This is a genomic window from Microcoleus sp. Pol12A5, from assembly GCF_036701435.1.
Taxonomy (GTDB): domain Bacteria; phylum Cyanobacteriota; class Cyanobacteriia; order Cyanobacteriales; family Microcoleaceae; genus Microcoleus.
Map to the genome: position 1 here is coordinate 1 of NZ_JAUBQU010000229.1, position 4,236 is coordinate 4,236.

Here is a 4,236-nt window from a genome sequence, read left to right on the forward strand (position 1 = left end):
AAGCGTTTCAAGTTTAAGTCTAGCTAGCTCAAGACTTAGCGTTACATAGTTTATTTTTTTCCTGTCCACCTACTTAAGTCATTACTATCACCAGTATTTATGGTTCCACTGTTGTAGAAACCGCTGATTATTGTCGGAGTGCTGTTGAGACTGTTCTCACTGTTACCAAGGGTTAAGTCCTTGCCAGTAAGAGTATTAGTGAAGCCATTATTAAGTATTTCTTCTTCCCCAGACACCCCGACGACCAAATCATCCTTTTCGGGAAAGGTTATACCTGAAAGTTCGATCGCCATAAGACCTCGGAATTAAAATTAAAATCAAAACATATTATATGTCACCCTTATAGAGCAATGACCCGGACAGTTTTTCTAGCCCAATGGCTTATTCTGTAAAACTTTGAACCACTGTGGATAATTAAATCAATTTCAGCTCCACCCCGCTCGTTGTATTTAATTGGACTTTATTTATGATCCTTATGCTGTAAAAATTGTAGTCTCGTTCCCCAAACTGTCTGGAGTATTGATAATCTAAAACATCTAAATAAATACTAATACTTTCTTAAAAACTTTTAGCTTGTAACCAAATATCATCTAGGGAATTAGGTTGTCGATGAGGAAATTTTTTATTTTTTTTTTCGCACCTGTAAGTTATTCATCTTTTTTCATAATCATGCTCATAATTTAGGCTTGCTATAGAACACAATTAATTCTATAAAACTATCCTTGTATAGTAAAAAGTTAGCAAAGAATCAGTGTGTCATTAATTATGTCCCATTACTTATTAAAGGTTCGCTATTACCGTGCAGAAGGCATTATCTCTGCTGCCAGAGGGCGCTTCTCTTATTCTGAACGCCTCGATTGCTCCTACCGTAAGCACCTCAGCCTTTAGTATTTATAGCGCTACTAAGGCTGCCGTGCGATCGTTTGGCCACAATTGGATACTCTAGCTCAAAGAACGCAAAATTCGAGTCAATGCAATTAGTCCTGCGTGATTCCCACCCCTGGCTGCACCCGTTTGGGAGTGAGCAAAGAGCAGGCGCAGGAATTTGTGGACAATCAAGCCGTCACCATTCAGCTATGATGAGTCGGTATGGCCGATGAAATTGCCAAACCCGTATGTGAATTAGGGAAGGTGGCAGTCCTCCATCAATCATGTTTACACTCACAAGGAGAAACATCATGATTAAGCTTTACGGTCACGAAATGTCTGGTAACAGTTACAAACCAAGACTATTGCTGGGACTGTTAAATATTGAATATGAATGGGTAAAAGTTGACTTAATGAAAGGCGAACATAAGCAGCCGGAATATTTGGCACTTAACCCATCTGGACAGGTTCCTTTGTTGATCTATGGCGATACCAAACTAGCGGATGCTCAAGCTATTTTGGTTTACTTGGCACGACAGTATGGCGGTGATAGTTGGCTGCCGTTGGATGCACTCCCGTTGGCTCAAGTCGTTCGCTGGCTATCGACAACTGCTGGAGAAATTCGCCAGGGCCCCGAAAATGCCAGACTTTATTATTTGTTTGGGGCTACCAGTATCAATATCGAACGGGCACACCAGCAAGCAGAGAATATCCTGACTCAATTAGATCAACATTTGAGTACGCGCAACTGGTTAGAATTTGATCGCCCCACGATTGCTGATATCGCAGTCTTTCCCTACGTTGCTCTGGCTCCTGATGGCAAGATTGACCTCGCACCCTATCCCAACGTCCAGACTTGGATTGATCGCATCAAACAACTCCCCGGCTATATCCCAATGGCAGGACTGTAGGTGAACCAACACAGCTTAAAAACAGAGGTAACATATGACAATCCCAGGGTGGACAAGAACCGAATCGCCGTTTCATGCGGGTGAACTAGCAATTCAAGGTCGAATGGGCACACAGGCGAAGATGGATAGCCAAGGACGACAAATGATTCGGGAATACCTGCCCGATCAGTTTCGGCAGTTCTTCCCCCAACTTCCTTACATAATTGTGGGCACGGTGGATGCGACAGGCAGCCCCTGGGCTTCCATTTTGGTAGGGGAACCGGGCTTTTTATCTTCGCCAGACGATCGCACCTTACAGATTGGCGCTAAACCCCTATTTGGCGATCCTCTCACAAATACTCTTGCCGCTCGCATCGATATCGGCTTGCTCGGAATTGAGCTCCATACCCGTCGTCGCAATCGTGTGAACGGTATTGTCACAGCAATTGACTCGGATCGTTTTGAAGTGCAAGTGGGACAAAGCTTTGGCAACTGTCCCAAATATATTCAAACTCGGATGTTTGAGCTAATTGAGCAAGATTCAGCAACGCCGCAATCGATCTATCAATTCCCAATGCTCGGCTCGGAAGAACGTGCCACGATTGCTGCCGCTGACACCTTCTTTATTGCAACCGCTTATCAAAACACATCGGCAGGCATTGCTAGTGGGGTAGATGTTTCTCATCGCGGTGGCAAACCAGGCTTTGTGCGGCTGGATGATGACTGTACCCTGACCGTTCCTGACTTCTCTGGCAATTGTCAGTTTAATACCTTTGGCAACCTAGAGTTGAATCCCAGAGCAGGACTGCTGTTTGTGGATTTCGATGGGGGCAACCTGCTCTATCTTACAGGCACAGCCGAAGTAATTTGGGAAGGAGCCCAAATCAATGACTACGAGGGAGCAGAGCGATTGTTTCGCTTCCACCTCGCTCATGGCTATCGGGTAGAGGGCAGCCTCCCACTGCGCTGGTCATCGCCAGCATTTTCGCCTTACTTGGCTCGCACAGGTTCCTGGTGAGGGAAGGGCTTATTTAATCTTGTTAGTGTCTTTATTTCTTCGCTACCTAGAAACTTGATTTTTTTTAAACCTTACAGTAAAAGTATTTCAAAATTGCATTTTCCCAATGGCGAAAACTTCCTGACATTAACCAACTTTGATTAACTAATCTACCAACAAACTTTTATGGAAGCTAAACCCCTCTCCCACCATTTACCTTAGAAACTAACTTTTCTCGCAATCGAACAAGTAGGCACTGCGGTATTGGGCTGTTGCTTCACCTGCATTAATCAGTGTTGATGAATTTGCTACAATTGTGTAAAAATTAAATAAACTTAAATATATGAAAGAAAAATTCTTGATATCCGTTATTATTTCATCTATTTTTATCTTTGCGCTTCCCGCTAAAGCAGTTGAAACTAGGTGTGGGTGGTTGCACAATCCCACGCCTCGAAATTGGTATTTAATAGACAAAGATGGTAAGTGGATTATCTCGCGGCAAGGGGGGTATGAAGCTAAAGGAATGGATAATCTTCCTACCTATAACGAGAAAGAGTACGTCAAAACGAATGGTTATTATGGGTATGGTTGTGCTTGTATGGATGTGGTGACAGATAGCGCTCGATCTAGAATTAGCGAAATTCGGGGTGGAGAATCATTGCCCCTCTCAACCTGTCGCGAAGATCCGAATGTACCAAAAAGTCCTTAGTTTCAGCCAACACCAACCGTACAATCACAGTAAAGCAGAGGAACCACCGCCACCATGACCGAATCGATTGCCACCCAACTCAAACAAGCTTCCAATGGCTTGCTCTTCCTCAGCGAAACCGATGCTCCCTTTGAGGTCGTAAGGTGGCCGACACAGGAAGAGCTTACCCCAGCGAAACTTCTGCAACTCACCGAACATCCGCCCGATGCTCCCGTTGAAATGCGGACGGTTGACGACTTCTTTGCGATCGCCACTCAAGAAGAAGATTGGCACGATGAAGAGGAACGGGAAACAGTGAAGCGGTTCCAGAACTTGGTGAGCGTGTTGAAGCAAAACCTCTCGCAGTTGCAGGTTTACCGAGTGGGCAACATTAACATTGATGCGTACATCATCGGGATGACTCCTAGTGGCGGATTGGTGGGGCTGTCAACGAAGTTGGTGGAGACTTAATCCCAGCAAATATTATAAAAAAACCGATAAAACTTTGTTTTCCCAAACAAAAAGCGCCCCTATTTCTAGGAGCGCTTTTTGTCAATCTAGACTAAAACTTAGCCATTGATAGAAGGAGCAACCATTGCTACGGGAGTTGTCTCACCAGCAGCCAAGTCGAGAGGGAAGTTGTGAGCATTGCGCTCGTGCATTACTTCCATACCCAAGTTAGCGCGGTTGATGACATCAGCCCAAGTGTTGATAACGCGACCTTGAGAGTCGATAATCGATTGGTTGAAGTTGAAACCGTTCAAGTTGAAAGCCATCGTGGAGATACCCAAAGC

At 44.6% G+C, this 4,236-nt stretch carries 5 protein-coding genes and 1 pseudogene; 4 read left to right on the top strand and 2 right to left on the bottom strand.

Annotation, left to right across the window (positions count from 1 at the left end; translation table 11 throughout):
* Window positions 1-50: 50 nt before the first annotated feature.
* The gene (locus tag QUA45_RS28080; RefSeq protein ID WP_333223159.1) at window positions 51-293 is read right to left on the bottom strand and encodes a hypothetical protein; all 243 of its coding nucleotides are present in this window, start codon (window positions 291-293) and stop codon (window positions 51-53) included.
* 885 nt (window positions 294-1,178) lie between these two features.
* On the opposite strand from QUA45_RS28080, the gene QUA45_RS28085 reads away from it, so the two are divergent.
* The 4 genes from QUA45_RS28085 (at window position 1,179) to QUA45_RS28100 (ending at window position 3,913) form a co-directional block, all read left to right on the top strand.
* Complete coding sequence (locus tag QUA45_RS28085; RefSeq protein WP_333223161.1) at window positions 1,179-1,778, top strand: glutathione S-transferase; 600 nt, start codon at window positions 1,179-1,181, stop codon at window positions 1,776-1,778.
* 34 nt (window positions 1,779-1,812) lie between these two features.
* On the top strand, window positions 1,813-2,775 hold the full coding sequence (locus QUA45_RS28090; protein WP_333223163.1) for a pyridoxamine 5'-phosphate oxidase family protein: 963 nt from the start codon (window positions 1,813-1,815) through the stop codon (window positions 2,773-2,775).
* Between the two features lie 337 nt (window positions 2,776-3,112).
* Complete coding sequence (locus QUA45_RS28095; RefSeq protein WP_333223165.1) at window positions 3,113-3,463, top strand: DUF4087 domain-containing protein; 351 nt, start codon at window positions 3,113-3,115, stop codon at window positions 3,461-3,463.
* 54 nt (window positions 3,464-3,517) lie between these two features.
* A complete protein-coding gene (locus tag QUA45_RS28100; RefSeq protein WP_333223167.1) occupies window positions 3,518-3,913 on the top strand; it encodes a nuclease A inhibitor family protein in 396 nt (131 codons plus the stop codon).
* 98 nt (window positions 3,914-4,011) lie between these two features.
* On the opposite strand, the pseudogene QUA45_RS28105 reads toward QUA45_RS28100, so the two are convergent.
* Window positions 4,012-4,236 (bottom strand): annotated as a pseudogene (locus QUA45_RS28105) (photosystem II q(b) protein); the annotation flags it as partial.